This is a genomic window from Aliivibrio sp. S2TY2, assembly GCF_028765525.1.
Classification (GTDB): domain Bacteria; phylum Pseudomonadota; class Gammaproteobacteria; order Enterobacterales; family Vibrionaceae; genus Aliivibrio; species Aliivibrio finisterrensis_A.
The window spans coordinates 267,628-282,602 of record NZ_JARACS010000002.1; the positions used below are offsets into that span (position 1 = coordinate 267,628).

The 14,975-nt window shown below is 34.9% G+C and carries 14 protein-coding genes; 7 read left to right on the forward strand and 7 right to left on the reverse strand.

Features of this window, described 5'->3' with window-relative positions; translation table 11 throughout:
• Position 1 precedes the first annotated feature (1 nt).
• Positions 2 to 772, reverse strand: coding sequence for a cellulose biosynthesis protein BcsQ (bcsQ, locus tag PVK63_RS05000; RefSeq protein ID WP_274439932.1), 771 nt, complete (start codon positions 770 to 772; stop codon positions 2 to 4).
• Complete coding sequence (locus PVK63_RS05005; RefSeq protein ID WP_274439933.1) at positions 769 to 984, reverse strand: hypothetical protein; 216 nt, start codon at positions 982 to 984, stop codon at positions 769 to 771. Before PVK63_RS05005 ends, bcsQ begins: the two co-directional genes overlap by 4 nt.
• A 274-nt stretch (positions 985 to 1,258) precedes the next feature.
• Between PVK63_RS05005 and bcsE the strand changes: the two genes are divergently transcribed.
• Together bcsE and bcsG are read left to right on the forward strand one after the other, a co-directional pair.
• Positions 1,259 to 2,806, forward strand: a complete 1,548-nt coding sequence (bcsE, locus tag PVK63_RS05010) for a cellulose biosynthesis protein BcsE (protein ID WP_274439934.1) — start codon at positions 1,259 to 1,261, stop codon at positions 2,804 to 2,806.
• Positions 2,807 to 2,983: 177 nt separating this feature from the next.
• A complete protein-coding gene (bcsG, locus tag PVK63_RS05015) occupies positions 2,984 to 4,609 on the forward strand; it encodes a cellulose biosynthesis protein BcsG (RefSeq protein ID WP_274439935.1) in 1,626 nt (541 codons plus the stop codon).
• 73 nt (positions 4,610 to 4,682) lie between these two features.
• Here bcsG and PVK63_RS05020 read toward each other — a convergent pair whose 3' ends face one another.
• Positions 4,683 to 5,153, reverse strand: coding sequence for a YhcH/YjgK/YiaL family protein (locus PVK63_RS05020; RefSeq protein ID WP_274439936.1), 471 nt, complete (start codon positions 5,151 to 5,153; stop codon positions 4,683 to 4,685).
• 104 nt (positions 5,154 to 5,257) lie between these two features.
• Between PVK63_RS05020 and PVK63_RS05025 the strand changes: the two genes are divergently transcribed.
• From PVK63_RS05025 to PVK63_RS05035, 3 genes are all read left to right on the forward strand, one after another.
• Positions 5,258 to 6,268, forward strand: coding sequence for an AraC family transcriptional regulator (locus PVK63_RS05025; protein ID WP_274439937.1), 1,011 nt, complete (start codon positions 5,258 to 5,260; stop codon positions 6,266 to 6,268).
• Positions 6,269 to 6,396: 128 nt separating this feature from the next.
• Positions 6,397 to 6,774, forward strand: coding sequence for an MFS transporter (locus PVK63_RS05030; protein WP_274439938.1), 378 nt, complete (start codon positions 6,397 to 6,399; stop codon positions 6,772 to 6,774).
• Complete coding sequence (locus PVK63_RS05035; RefSeq protein ID WP_274439939.1) at positions 6,767 to 7,990, forward strand: HlyD family secretion protein; 1,224 nt, start codon at positions 6,767 to 6,769, stop codon at positions 7,988 to 7,990. The genes PVK63_RS05030 and PVK63_RS05035 overlap by 8 nt, the downstream gene beginning before the upstream one ends.
• Before the next feature lie 101 nt (positions 7,991 to 8,091).
• Here PVK63_RS05035 and PVK63_RS05040 read toward each other — a convergent pair whose 3' ends face one another.
• A complete protein-coding gene (locus tag PVK63_RS05040; RefSeq protein WP_274439940.1) occupies positions 8,092 to 8,886 on the reverse strand; it encodes a RecX family transcriptional regulator in 795 nt (264 codons plus the stop codon).
• A 217-nt stretch (positions 8,887 to 9,103) separates the two neighbouring features.
• Between PVK63_RS05040 and PVK63_RS05045 the strand changes: the two genes are divergently transcribed.
• Together PVK63_RS05045 and PVK63_RS05050 are read left to right on the forward strand one after the other, a co-directional pair.
• A complete protein-coding gene (locus PVK63_RS05045) occupies positions 9,104 to 9,820 on the forward strand; it encodes an ABC transporter ATP-binding protein (protein WP_274439941.1) in 717 nt (238 codons plus the stop codon).
• Positions 9,820 to 10,692 carry a hypothetical protein gene (locus tag PVK63_RS05050; RefSeq protein WP_274439942.1) on the forward strand — a complete coding sequence of 291 codons (873 nt, stop codon included), beginning with the start codon at positions 9,820 to 9,822 and terminating at the stop codon, positions 10,690 to 10,692. The genes PVK63_RS05045 and PVK63_RS05050 overlap by 1 nt, the downstream gene beginning before the upstream one ends.
• 52 nt (positions 10,693 to 10,744) lie before the next feature.
• On the opposite strand, the gene PVK63_RS05055 is transcribed toward PVK63_RS05050, so the two are convergent.
• The 3 genes from PVK63_RS05055 to PVK63_RS05065 are packed head-to-tail and all read right to left on the reverse strand — an operon-like array spanning position 10,745 to position 14,825.
• Positions 10,745 to 12,178, reverse strand: a complete 1,434-nt coding sequence (locus tag PVK63_RS05055) for an EAL domain-containing protein (protein ID WP_274439943.1) — start codon at positions 12,176 to 12,178, stop codon at positions 10,745 to 10,747.
• Positions 12,179 to 13,501, reverse strand: coding sequence for a GGDEF domain-containing protein (locus tag PVK63_RS05060; RefSeq protein ID WP_274439944.1), 1,323 nt, complete (start codon positions 13,499 to 13,501; stop codon positions 12,179 to 12,181).
• The gene (locus tag PVK63_RS05065) at positions 13,494 to 14,825 is read right to left on the reverse strand and encodes a GGDEF domain-containing protein (protein ID WP_274439945.1); all 1,332 of its coding nucleotides are present in this window, start codon (positions 14,823 to 14,825) and stop codon (positions 13,494 to 13,496) included. The genes PVK63_RS05060 and PVK63_RS05065 overlap by 8 nt, the downstream gene beginning before the upstream one ends.
• Positions 14,826 to 14,975 lie beyond the last annotated feature (150 nt).

Sequence of the window (14,975 nt, forward strand, 5' to 3'; positions counted from 1 at the left end):
GCTATATGCCTTCCATCGTTTTTGAAGAAAAGTGGGCTAAAAGCCAAAATGCAAGTTCATTCAGTCCTTTAGAAAACTGGCTGTGTGGTGCATATTTAATGACGTTACTTAATTGCGAGCAAGCATCTGGCACTGAGGTGTCATGGTGTAATAGCATAGGTAAGCACTGCTCTGCTAACTCTTGTTTAAATACCAACGAAAGATCTACACTATTTTCACTAAGAGGTTGGTACCGATTAATGAGAAAATAAGGATGGTGGCGCTGGTTAAAGCATTGAAAAGAAGCGTTTTGTTGAGAATAAGTGTAATTTTGAATATCTGCGTTAATCACACATAAAACCATATCTGCACTATCAAGTAATGCTGTATGGCTATCATCAAGCTCATTAATACTCGGCAATAACATCAATTGCCATTCATTCACAACTTCAGGCTGGGTTGGAAATACATTCAGTAAGCCATGAGGTAAAGAAGCCACCTCTTGTTTAATCGTTTTAAGCTCATCGACCGTTAATAGTCCATAAGGCACAAAGGATAAATTACTATTACTTACATAAGCAGCTTTTTTCCATGACTCATCGGATAGTACGCGTTTAGACCAACCATCTTTAACTGAAAAATCTAGTGCTAAATGCAAACTCATGAGATTTTCAGAGCGAATATCGATAGCATGAACACTTTCTTCAAGTTGCGCTAATGCCTGAATTAAATTTGCAGCGATAGTTGTTGATCCAGCACCACCACGTAACCCCGTTATAATTATTCTTTTCATAATTCAGGTTCTTTTTTACTAACAAAGTGTTCACAATTCTGCTCTAACACATTACTTTCATTTATTTTACTTTTAGATAATAGGTCTAATGCATTCCATGATTTTTTAATTTTATTATAACGCTCAACTTCGCTTAACTCGTTGTATGAACGTTCTTTTATATCAAAAGCAGAAAACAAAACCGTTATATCTTGACTAATTTTCCTAGCCATAAAGTAGTAACCTTAATGAGTGATGTAATAGATTTTATGTAAGGGGGCATTCTATTACACATTAGTACTAATATAATACTCAGTGCATGCATCATAAATGAGACTGAGGTTGATATACATATATAATCATTTATATATCAAATGCACATTCAGAAAAAACATATAAACTAGCTTAAGAAATAAAAAAATAGTATCGTTACAAAACAGACTCAACAAGATTACAAATAAGCAACATGAACACTTCTAAAATAATTAATGCCGCTGAGTGATATACATGCCAAAAAATCCATATACGATTGAAAATAAAAGTAAAAAATTAAAATCCAGTGTTTATATAACGACATTCAGCACTAAAACACCGATCGTAAATCACGTATCTGAATTAGTAAAAAATGAGACTATAAATACATTTATATGCTCAACAACACTAAATACATTCACAAAATCATTAAGTGACTCAAATACATTCTCATTAAAAAAGAGTTTACATTCATATTGTCCAAACATATATTTTAATAACCATGATGCATGTAATTCACTTAAGCATTTATATAACGATATAAATAAAACTCAGATAAAAAACAATTCATCAATAATTATAGTTATTCCAGACAATATATTTACCTCAAAACAAATTAAAAGTGAAATAGCATTCTTTGAAAAACTTCAGAACCTAGCTATTAATAAATGCCTTACTATAAATGTATTAATCTACGGCAGAGACATACATTTAATAAAAAAAATGCTCAGCCAACATCCTAACTTATGCGTTGGTTATTCAAGCCTACAAAGCATAGATAAAAAAACCTTTTTATATCATGTTTATTATTGGGGATTGAATACTGGCATGGGAGGAGAGAGTGAAACCTATCTTACTCTTAATGATGATCAATCACTCACACCACAATCAAAAATGGGCAATGCTCAAACCGCTTCTCCTCTGAATATCGATGATGAAAGTACCATCTATATTTCACATACAGCGATTGAAAAAAATCAAAAAACATCAGATTCCATGATCTGTTCACCAAATAATGACAGTTTAGAAAAAAGCCTAACAACAATATCCCGAGCAACAATAGTATTAAGCTGTTCAACGCAAAATGAAGTGCGACTATTAGGGATCTGTATATACACGTTACGAAAAACTTTTGGGCACCATATTAAAATTATAATTAGAGAAATGCAGCCCTGTTTACGCTATTCCGATGAAATGTACTTACTACAATCAGGTATCAATTTGATCATTCATTTCGGAACTCGATTCTCAAGCATGCTTAGTTCGATAGAGATCTTACGTGGCCAAATACTCACCCGAACCCTCCCTAGTAGCACAGAAGAATTGCTTAACTTTTACTCACAGACAGAGAAAATAAAAGGTTATACGACCAATGACCGCTTTATTCATTACGCCAGTGAATCCTTAGTGCATCTAGATATATCCCAAACTGAATTTGCCCTAATAAAATTAGAACTTCTCCCTAACATTAGTCCTGAAGCTTATCTTGATATGTGTCAAATCCAAAGGGAGGGTGATGTGATGACTGTGTGTAGAAGTGCTATTTATCTATTCTTACAAGGTGTTCGCATGACCGATCTTCCTGTGGCATTGCGCAATATTTTTACGCTACCAATTAGGGATATTTTTTCTAGTCAAACCACCTTTACAGCATTAGGAAGTGTAGAGCGTGAACTGCCAAACATTACACAACATGCTGTCATTATTGAGCATAAATCAGTTCCAGAAGAAAGTCTTACTCGCTCTTCTGAGGATTATTCTGCTCCTGTTATTCTCGCAAAACATAAACCATTGGATTTTTAACATTATGAATATTGAAGATTTTATACTTACCGTCTTATTCAGTGGGTTTTCAGGGATAATTATTGGTTACTTTTTACGAGATATTTCCACCGTGGTAGTGCGCCTTTATAACACCTATATCCGTAAACCAAAATACTTAGTTAAATACAGTTTTGAAGATAATGGGAATGCAGATAAATGAAGACAAACACACTACAACACCCTCTGTATGGGCTTGGTTGGTGGAATATTTATTTCATCATTAAGATTGGCCTATTTACTCAGGATATTATTCGTTTTCATCCACTTGAGAACTTTGCCTTTGTTGCTTTTTTATTGTTGCCATTAAAACCAAGGGCCCTCAAAATCATACGACAATGTATTGCTGTACCTATTGGATTATGGCTAATGCATTTCGATTCTTTTTTGCCGCCTCTAAATCGTTTATGGGGCCAAATAGGACAGTTATTACAATTTAACCTTAGCTACCTTATTGAGCTTGCTGGTCGCTTTATTTCTCCACAAGCATTTCTTGCTTTATTTGTGTTAATTTTTGCTTATTACTTTTTAAACCAAGTGTTCCGTATTTCTGTTTTCGTTATACTTGCTCTGGTTTACATCAGCCTGCCTCAAAGCATATTTAACTCTCAAGCAAAAGAAACGGTTATTGCTCAACAACCAACTATCACCCAAACGACAACGCCTTCACAGCAATCTATTGATGAAAGCGGCCCTGTTAACGATGCGGTACTTAACCAAGCAAAAGAGTTATTCTTTAAAAATGAAGCACAACGAAGAGTTACCTTTCCAAGCGTTGCACCATCAACTAAATTTGACCTTCTGTTTTTAAGTATTTGTTCTGTCGCATGGGATGACATTGAAATTGCAGGCTTAGAAAATCATCCTCTGTTTAAAGAATTTGATGTTATGTTTGATAACTTCAGTGCTGCGACCTCTTATAGTGGCCCTGCGGTTATTCGATTATTAAGAGCGAGTTGCGGGCAAGAAACACACCAAGAATTATTTTCCGCACCATCATCTAAACAATGCTTCTTGTTTGATAATCTAGCTAAACTTGGTTTCCAAGAAAATCTATTATTAAATCACGACGGTAAATTTGATGACTTCCTAGGGTTACTTAAAGAAGACGGTGATTTACAAGCACCATTAATGTCTCAAGCAGGGTTAGAGCAATATCAATCCGCTTTTGATGGCTCACCCATTTATCGAGATAAAGAAGTGCTTACTCGCTGGCTAGGAAATAGAGAAAACGCACAAGACAGCTCTGTTGTCGCTCTTTATAATACGATTTCATTACACGATGGAAATCGCATTATTAGAGCCAGTGGTAAAGTCGGCTTAGTCAGTTATAAGCTGAGGTTGAAAAATTTATTGGACGATTTATATGACTTCTTCCAAACGCTTAAAGCCTCAAAACGTAATGTTGTCGTCATGCTTGTTCCTGAACATGGTGCCGGTATGCGTGGTGATAAAATGCAAATTGCGGGTATGCGTGAAATCCCATCATCTACGATAGTACATACTCCTGTTGGTATGAAGATCTTTGGTGAAAATATCACTCGTACAGGAGATACAGTTCATATTAATGCAGAATCAAGTTACTTAGCCGTCTCAGCATTAGTTAGTCGAATTTTAGCGCAAGATATTTACAGCCAAAAAACGTTTGATCCTAAAGTCCTAACTCAGGGATTACCAAAAACTAAAATGGTTGCCCAAAATTCAGGGACAACAGTAATGGAATATAACAACAAACCCTATGTTTCTCTTGATGGTTCAACATGGTCTGAATACCCAACAAAATAATGCGTTATAAAAAAGCCCACATCCTATATTTAGCATAGGACGTGGGCTTTTTTATGAAAACAGTACTGGTTAACTACACCAACAGCGCACTGTTCACTTTAATAATCAATTTCTTCACTGCTGCTGGCTTATCATCAACCGCAACTAATGGACGATGTGGTTGCTTAGGATTAAAAATAATAAACTCACCAGCCGTTAATGTGACAAATTGCTCATCTTTCACATTGTTGCTAAAAGCAATGTCTTTCTCTGCAAGATAGTCATCTTCAATCGACAGTAACGGATAGTCACTGTATCCAAAAGTTTCTGTACCTTCTAATATCAATTGTACATCAAGGTATTTATGATGAATTTCTGAACGACGATGTTCTTTCAATTCCGTTTTATCATTCACAATAAAATAGACTGACTCATCATAAGATAATGGGTAATTCCCAACCTCTGCATTGTTGGTTGTTTGCTCTTTTACTTTCTGAATAATCTCAATGATAACAGGGTGTAATGCAGCCCCTTGAATATCATCACTCCATTTACCTTTAAACAAAATAGCCTCTCAATGATATCGATTATGAAGTTAAAAATAGTAGCATGAGATATTGATATCAGTAAGATATAATGCTGTTTAAACGTGACTTTTAATGAGGCTTCATGGCTAAACCAAACGCAACTTATCTCGTGCGAGTGCACAGTGCGAAAATGCTGATAGACCATGCGATGAAATATTATGGTTTAACCTATGCCGATTTTGATATGCCTCCTCACTTATTTGATTATCAACTAAAATTGATGCCATTAAGCGATCTCGAAGCTCTACTCTGTAAAATTGAATTATTAACTCAAGATCCAGCTTACACAGCAAAACTAACACAATCAGACAGTTTGAAGCAGTTTGGTCCTTTTGTGCAGTTACTAGCAAGCTCGACCAATTTGGGTATGGCAATTAAGCGTATGAATACCATACATAATGCCCTTCAGTCTGGGGTGCAAGTCAATATGCTACTGAGTGGCTCGATTGCAAAATGGCGAATTTTAACGCCAACAATGCTACCTCAAGCTCGTATCCATGAAAGTATTTTAGCAGCGGGATCGTTTGTTCGATTATTAAAACTATTTCATGGCGATGACTATCAACCCGTCGCCATTCACTTATCAGGTAACATGATTGGTAAAGTAGGAGAAATCGAGGCTATCTTTAACTGCCCTATCGTGTGGAACAGCCCTAATACCCAAGTCTGGTTTCCTGTTAAAGACATCACTTGCCCTCGTCGCTTTAAGCTACCAACATCACAAGTGAAGGCATTTACCGTAGAGCAAGCGATGAGTTATATGCTTATTCCACAGCCTCAAGATACGTTAAAAGTGGTATTTGAACTCACTAAATATGCCTTGTTTTTTGGTTATCCTACGCTTGAGTTTGTCGCTCAAAAAATGGGAATGAAGCCACTTACTCTTCAACGTCGCTTACAAGATCAAAGTATTGCTTTTACCGATATAGTTCATCACAGCATTTGTGATGAGGCTATCACATTAATGGGAAGTGAGTTATCCATGAAAGAAATTGCACACCGAGTTGGCTATAAAACTACGGCTTCATTTTCTGTTGCGTTTAAACGTATGTACGGTGTAACTCCTGTTCAATACAGAAAGACATTGCTTTAACAACCCAATATAAAGATTCAAATACATCAATTTAAGTCACAGTTTGATATATACAAATACATTTAATCGACATATGACTCTGTTACCCTTCATGCTTACTGCTCATTATTATTTAAGGTAAATCATTTATGAGTTTAGTCAGCATGCCCTTCGTTGGATCAGGTCAGGATCTTGGGCTGCATATTGCTGCGAGCGTCGTCATGATAGGAAGTATTATCGCCCTCGCGTATGGTTTCTGGAAACTTCATGAACTACCAATCAACAAAGCACACAGTAAGCAACACCAGCAAATAGGGCTTATTACCGCCCTCACTTGGATAGGGTTTGTTTGGCATTGGGTCTGGGTTTTAGCCGTGATTTGTGCTTTTGTTGATGCAGAAAAAGCATTAATTAAAATTCGTGATATTTGGCATCAACCTACTTCACCATTACAGACACAAGCGCAAGCGCCAATAACAGAAACTGGCACAACAGCATCAACTCAAGAGGATAACCACAATGCTTGAGGGATTAGCGGTATGGGCTCTGTTTATTTATCTTCTTCGTCTGGTTGGAATGCCTTGGAATAAGTTTACTCAAGGGTTTGCTTATATTGGTGGCGGATCTTGGCTGTTATTTGTATGGGCTGGGTTATTAAATTTCACGCCAATGGATCTTTCTGGTGGCTCTGTGGTGCAATCTCCACATATTCAACTTCGCCCTGCGAGTACGCAAATTAAAGGTGTCGTCACCAAGATTTATGTTGAACCAAATCAAGAAGTGACTAAAGGCCAACTGGTTTATGAAATTGATGATGAGATTTACCAAATTGCGCTAAACAAAGCGATAGTCTCACAAGAAGCGAGCGCTGTTGGGCTTGAAGTTGCAAATCAAAACGTGAAACTGGCGCGCCAAGCCATTACTGCTTCAGAAAGTGATATTGTGGTTAGCCAAAAACAAATTGAAGCAAAGAACCAAGATCTAAAATATAAGAAACTCACACTACAACGTTATGTTGAACAAAACCGTAAAGTAAAAAATACCATTACACAAAGTGCATTAGATGAACAAGGAACACTTGTATCTATTGGGGAAATCGATGTTGCCAGTGCTGTTGCTCAATTAGATAAAGCCAAACTTGCTAATGAAAAAGCATTGCTAGATCTAGATAATGCAAAATTAGGAGTAAAAGCCAAAGAAAGTGAGCTAGCGAGCGCAAAAGAAGGCGTCACTCAAGCACAATGGAATGTAGACAACACTAAAGTCTACGCCCCTACTGATGGCTATGTGACAAACTTTATTCTGCGTGAAGGTCAATATATTGGTGCAGTTCCACGTATGCAGATGTATACCAATGAGAAGTACGTATTAATGCGCGTTAACCACCAAGCAATACGTAATGTGACGGTTGGTCGCCCTGCTGAGTTTTCTAGCGCAGTTTATCCTGGAAAAGTCTTTGTGGCTGAAGTAGAAGGCATTGTTGAAGCAACAGGGGAAGCACAAGGTAATTTACTAGGTAGAGAAACGAATGTTCGTCAAACGACAGGATTAAACGTTAATAATAAACACCACTTTGTGCGTTTAAAACTTGAAGAGGGTGAAGGCTATGATATTCCTGTTGGCTCGGTTGGCTTAGCGTGGATATCTGGTGAGAAACCCGTTGGCTTTATGGCTTTCTTAGATGTAATTCGTGGCATTATTATTCGTATGAAATCACAAATTTACTTCTTCTATTCATTGTAACAATTTAGATGTTTTGGCCCTATAGTTCACTCTCTCGAACTATGGGGCTTTTTTATATTTCTACTTTTTGTCGTCGTCAACTAATCCGAAACTCGCTGTAATTAATTCAATGTTTCTTTAATTTCATCAGAGCTAAAACCATGGGAATACAGATACGCATAGGCTTTGCTTTTGTCTTTTGAATTGCTTAAATCAAAGCGTTTTTTGTCTAATCGTAATTGGCAGTTCTCATAAAAATCGATTGAACCATCCATCTCTAATTTTTCAATTTCTTCATCAAAAGTAGAAATATCGATCAGTTTTTGTTTTAGCTCCCGCTTGATAACAGACTTACCTTTTAGTTTACGGGCAAGCTTCTCAATTTCTTTAACGAGATCCACTTTATCGGCTTTGATTTGCATTTTAGAAGGTAGTGTAGAGGCAATAGAGTGAGACTTAATGGCTTCACGAACATCGGACGATTTAAAGCCATATTTAGTCAAGGTTGTATAAAGTTTATCGCTAGATAATCCCTCAAAATTTATTTGTTCTAATCGACGATTTAATAAACTAAATTCACAGATCTCATCACGGTGGGTAATATATTCGATCGCTTCACTGATCACTGTGGCGCTAATCCCCTTCTCTTTTAACTTCGTAATTATAAATTGACTGCCTTTTTCTGCACTAAATGCTCTTTCTACAAAGTTGATTGCAAAATCTTTGTCTGGTTTTAAATAACCACGTTCAATTAAGTCATTTAGAACCGTATCAATCCACTCTTGGTTATCTGTCTTAGCAATTAGCTTCTTTCTTAACTCATCGATAGTTCTGTCTTTAGCTTCAAGGTGATAAAAAGCACTGCCGTATACATTATCAATGGTTTTTGCGGGCTTTACTGGGCGTTGGCTGAACATGATAACCTCTGATTTTATTGATCTAACAAAAGCTGAATCTAACGTATCTCAGTCTAAGACGCAAAACTAATTCGAATGCTGTATTTATATTAACCTGAAGTATAAGAGATCAAGTCAGGGAAAACACAAATGAACCTCATCCATTTCTTTCCTTATGGAACTTATCATGATATTTCTACTCAATAGTACCAAGCAATTCAATAATGTAAGGCACAAAATGACTTCTCTTGTTAATGTAAGAAATGTCTCAAAACACTATTCAGACTCAAATAAAAACCAACAAGCATTAAGTGATATCAGTTTTGATTTAAAAGCAGGACAAGTTCTCGGCTTACTCGGGCATAATGGCGCGGGAAAATCGACACTGATTAATGCCTTATTGGGAGCCCACCGTTATGAGGGTGATATAAGTATTAATGGTCTGCATCCTATCGATCAGCACGCCGAATTAATGCAGCATTTAGCGTACATTTCAGATGTAAATGTGTTACCTGAATGGATGAGTGTAAAACAACTTTTAAAATATACCTCAGGAGTCCACCCTAGCTTTGATATTAATAAAGCGACTTCGGTATTAAGTAACACCAATATCAAATTAAATAGTAAAATAAGCTCGCTATCAAAAGGCATGAAGGTACAAGTTCATTTAGCTATTGTAATTGCAACCGATACTAAAGTTCTGATCTTAGATGAGCCTACCTTAGGATTAGATTTATTATATCGCGACACCTTTTATCAGCACTTAACAACTTGGTTTAATGCGGGAGAGCGTTGTTTAATTATTGCGAGTCATGAAGTGGCTGAAATTGAGCATCTATTGACAGATATATTGATCTTAAAACAAGGTAAATGCGTGAATAAAGAGACCATGGATAACATTCCTCAAGGTACATTAGCTGAACTCTTTATTGCCCTTCAAAAGGAATCTATTTAATGCGCCCATCATTATATATGCTTGAAAAAGAGCTTATTGAACACAAAACGATTACTCGTGTCCCTCTATTTATTCTGCTTTGCGGTGCGGTACTTTTTATTAGCTTAATGATGAACACTAGCCTACAAGATAATTTATTTATTTCAGTCGAGACTCAAGGTAACTTTACCCCGTTTAGCTCTGAGTTTTCAAACGATCTACAACTCGCATTAAGCTTTGTGGTTGGTATTTTATCATTAGCTCTCACAACGACTTACCTTTCAAAAACATTACGTAAAGAGCGTAATGAAGGCAGCTCTGCATTTTGGCGCAGCATGCCAATCTCTAGCCAATATACGCACGCGATAAAACTGGCTTTTGGTTTAATTGTAATACCATTGATTTTTTCCACATTAGTACTTATCGCCAATCTATCTTTTTGGGTAATTAGTTTATCAAGCGACACTGTATTAGTGATGCTTCATGAACACATCTCGTTTATGTCAGTGATTAGCAATTGGCTGCAATTTATGGGAAGAATGCTACTGGTTAGCGTGGTTATGTTACCTATTGCAGGATTAGTTTTAGCAGTATCTCAAGTCAGTAATTCACCTTTAATCATATTATTATTAGGTGGTTATGCATTGAAACTGCTGTCAACTTGGGTGCTAAACTGGGATGGTATTGCCGTATTTCTCACTCATATGTATAAGATCCCAACTACGATCTTGCTCTCTTCAGAGCCTTTGATGAGTTTTTCACAAGCTGGGATTGGATTCTTAAGCTTGTATAGTTTACTCGGCGCTATTTCATTGTTCGCTAGTATCTCTTTGTATCGAACTACTGAGATCTCTTGGCAATCATTAAACCCACGTTGGTTGTTTAATAAGTAAATAAAAAGGGAGAGGCACATAGAATAGAGCTCTCCCTTATTTTTGTTAGCTACTACTTACCTTTAACTACTATGTTAAAGTCTTTAAGCGGCATTGGCTTAAAGTACAAGAAACCTTGATGTGATGAGATCTGTAACTCATTCAATATCTGTTGTTGGTTCTTATTCTCTACCCCTTCAGCAACCAATTTAATATCCAGATTATTTGCCAATAAAATAATATTTTCCAGTATCTTAAGTGACTGTGAATTGGTTTCAATATCATCAATGAATGATTTATCAATCTTAATAAAGTCAAATTGATAATAATTTAAATACCGTAAAGAAGAATAACCAGTACCATAATCATCCAAGGCAAACTTTACGCCAATCGCTCGAAATTTTTGCATATAACTTGTGATTTTTTCTCTATTTTCAAACTCGGTTGATTCTGTAAATTCTAATACTAACGTAAGCTTTTTAGATAACTGCTCACATAATGTATAAATTTCTTCATCATATAGACAACTTTCAGTTAGATTTACACTTATTCTTAAATCATTATGAATCGAATTTTGATAACCATCACTAAGTTGACGTAGTATCGATTTTGTCATTTCACCAATAAGTCCAAATTTCTCCATTTTAGGGATGAATTCCAGAGGTGAAATGATGGTACCGCAAGGTTTGATCCATCGAGCTAATACCTCACCCCCAACAACTTCTTCTTTGGCACTGACTATCGGCTGAACATACGGTGTTATCTGATTGTTTCTAATTGCATTTCTTAATTTATAAAAATCCAAATTAAACCGCGTACTTGTGCTCGACAAAATGCGTAATAACACTAACATTAATAATGAAATAACAATAACTTGTCGATTATCAATCACATATGATTTAATAGAGCGCCATCTATCGTATTTAAATAATAGATGAAAATCATATCTTTCTGATGAATATACTTTCTCGTCAGTTGGAGCATGAGAGCTAAATATATTCCCTTTTGATATTACATATTGTGAATTTGATAACGAAATCTGCCCAAGTCTAGTATCCTCTAGCTCTACCGGTATTTCTTTCATGAAAAATTGAATACCATTATCATCATCATAGCGATAATAGTATGAAATACTCGGTTGACCTGTTAACAGATTCTTTTCTTTTATGTATATCTCTTTTTCAGGTACGTTTTTTTTCGATATATTACTACCAACAATCGAACTACAAAAATACTGACCATCTTGGATCACTGAGATACTATTAATTGATGGGCAACGTGCCACTTTTTTTTGTAACGGTAGCATCATCTCTTGGCACGTTTTACCTTTAAGATAAGCAAGTTCACCCACTGATTCTTTTGCTTTATCGAACTTAAACTCGATATTTTTCATCGTATTTTTTATATTTGATTCAACATATCGCTGATAATCTGCACGTATAGCAGATTCAAATAAGATAAATATAACAATAACGCCAACCATATATTTATTGATAATAAATTTCATTTAGATTACGTCTTCTAATACAGTGACTCTGTTTCTACCAGAGTTTTTTGATTGATATAATGCAGTATCTGCCAGTTTAAATGCTTTTTTAAACGACATATTTTTACCAGCTGTTGCACCAACAGAAACTGACACACAAATCTCCGCTATAGGCTCTGCGTAGATAGATCTTCGAATAGCCTCTGCTCTCTTTAGTAACTCACTATTCGATATATGATTAATAACAATAATAAACTCTTCACCACCCCAGCGGATGGCCATATCATCTCTTCTCATATGCTGCTTTATTCGATGGCATACCTCTTTTATCACTACATCACCTTGTTGGTGCCCATACTGATCATTAATACGTTTAAACTCATCGATATCAATCACGATAACAGCTCTCCCAAACGTTAAGTTCAGTTTTAACTCATAAAAATCACGACGATATAAACCAGTCATATGATCTAACCGACAATATGATAGAAATCGATATAGCGACCTATTAATTGAGAATAATAAAAATGTTATCACCAATGCAATTCCTGAGCTCAGCACAAACAAATCAACCATATTTATAGATAGATTTAGTTTATTACTTACCGGTGTACAAGGGATCTCAATAAAATCACTTGATAAAGATAATGCATGATCACCACCATAATTAAGAAAACTATATCTCTTTTTATTAAAATCGTTTAACCAATTTAAAAATACACTTGCTTTCATATCTAAAATAAACATTGCTCTTAACTGCTTATTTTCATAAATAGGATAGAATATACTTCTAACATTTTTACCAGTAAGCGGTTCTACATAAGGCTCTGTTAATTTAAGATCACACCGAGCAAATGCTTGATAACTCTTTGACATTTTTTCGTTATCTACAATCCGGTCAATCCAACTTGAGTTTGATGCTTCCTTAGAGTTCAATTTCTCATGCACTTCATGTAATGGTTTAAAATGACCGATATTAACATTAGATTCTAACTTTTCTAGAATAGCTATACTCCAATAATCATCATTTATATAATTTGTTAACTCTTCTTCTAATAAATTAATGCCACAAGACAAATTTTTAACCTGGCTATCCTCATCAACCATAATTGAAACATCATCACGTTCATGAGTACCCTTACTCAGCACTACTGTTGTTGTATTTAAATAAAAAGGCGTAATTTTTCTAACCGTATCATATAACTTTGTTATTTTTTCATGAAATTCCATTCTAAATGAATTAGCTTCTAACTTGTTATATTGATATAACATATAAAAAGACAATAGGAACAAGAATAAGAATGTCTTTAAATATTTATTCTTAATACTAATTATTTCACGCATTATCTTCATTCTTATCTAAAGTTACACGGTTACGCCCCGTATTTTTTGATTGATAAAGAGCCATATCCGCCCTTTTTATCGCATCAAAAGCCAATTCAGAGTATTGTTGTTTAGAGCCTCCAATAGAAATGGTAATATGCATATTTTCTATTCTCTCACTTTCTATTCTTTCTCGAATCATTTCTGCTTTCTGATGAAAAAAATCATGCTTCATATGATAGAAAACAATAACAAATTCCTCTCCCCCCCAACGGATCGCAATATCATTTTCTCTAATACTTTCTTTTATACGTTGAGTTACCACTTGGATAACTCGATCACCTACATCATGGCCATGGTTATCATTTACTTGCTTAAAATGGTCTATATCAATGATAAGAAAGGAAGCGCCTTCAACCCGATTCAGTTTACTTTCAATAAAATCTCGACGAAAAAAACCAGTCATCCGATCATTGCATCTAATATTGTTAATTTTTAGATATAAACAATACAAAAATATCGAGAATAAATAGATTGCAGAAGAAGTATAAAAGCTAACACTTAACATTTTAAATATATCAATGCTAACCGTTAATGGCGGGGAATTTAATGTATATGGTACTTTTATATTAAATGTAGCCCAGTCAAACCCTTTATCTCTCGTAATAAACACCCATCTTTTATCACTAAAGTCAGTGACTAATGATTCATTCCAACCTTCTTTAATATCAACAATGATAACTGATACTAATTTTGACTTTAAATAAATAGGATATATAACAGAATGTACTCTTTCATTTGATGAATCTTCTGTATACACCTCTGTGATTCTTATATCATCATTATGAAAGCCTTTATAAGTTTTATCTAACCCCTCTAGTTTAACGATTCGGTCTAACATTAATGAGTCATGCAGTGTCTTATCATTAAATTTGATATAGATATCTCTTAAAGGTAAAAAATAGGAATTCCCTGTATTCTTGTCATGTAGCTTTTCAATAACTGCAATAGTCCATATATACTTTTTATCAATAGCTTTTAAAAGGCTTTGTGAAAGCAAATTTATCGCTGGTGATAAAACTTTGACTTCCCCTGTTTTATTAACAATGATTCCAACATTATTAAAGTTGTGGATACCCTCTTCAATTGTTACTGTATTAGAATTAATGTAATAACCATGAAATCGTTTTGTTATATCCACAATGTCTTGATATTTTATATTAATTTTCTTTTCTAAAATCCCAATAGATAACACATTGTAATAAAACAATGATGAGTATATTCCTAAAAATAAAACAGAAAATAAACAGGGTTTAAGAAACCATAATTTTTTTATATCATTCATAGCGCTTAATTATATATCACTAGTCATAAATAACTAAAAATGCACCATTAATTACCTAATATGATGCACTACAAGTGAAAGCACTTATGCGATCCTTCATCGCTTTCAAAATATCCTTGATTTTTTAATAAATCCTCAGTAAACAGCATG